This is a genomic window from Acinetobacter legionensis, assembly GCF_048551735.1.
Lineage (GTDB): Bacteria > Pseudomonadota > Gammaproteobacteria > Pseudomonadales > Moraxellaceae > Acinetobacter.
In genome coordinates this window covers 1-303 of sequence record NZ_JBIMBV010000109.1, presented here as the reverse complement: position 1 = coordinate 303, position 303 = coordinate 1, and the positions used below count along the sequence as shown (strand labels likewise).

The following is a 303-nucleotide window of genomic DNA, read 5'->3' as shown; positions in this document are numbered from 1 at the left end:
GGTCTGAATGGGTCAGTGGTGTGACTTCTGCAGATGCTTCAGATGTACTTGAACTATTGAATGAGCAAATCACTGAAAGCCAATTGCATAAAGACTTACAGACCAAGATTGATCACATTGAAAATATTGATACTGATATTTCAGGGCTTAAGACTTCTGTACAGCAAGCGAAAGAGTCAGCTCAAAAAGCAAATGATGATTTAGCGATTGAACGGACTGAGCGTATTGACTCAATCAATTCAACTACCTCAAAGATCAATACTGAAATACAGGATCGAAAAACTGCGATTAGTACTTTGGAAG

Annotated in this window: 1 protein-coding gene; it reads left to right on the top strand. The window is 38.3% G+C overall.

The annotated features are described in order from the left end of the window. Positions 1-303: hypothetical protein (locus ACG9ZL_RS21235; RefSeq protein WP_419361912.1), on the top strand; the 303-nt coding region annotated here is incomplete at both ends.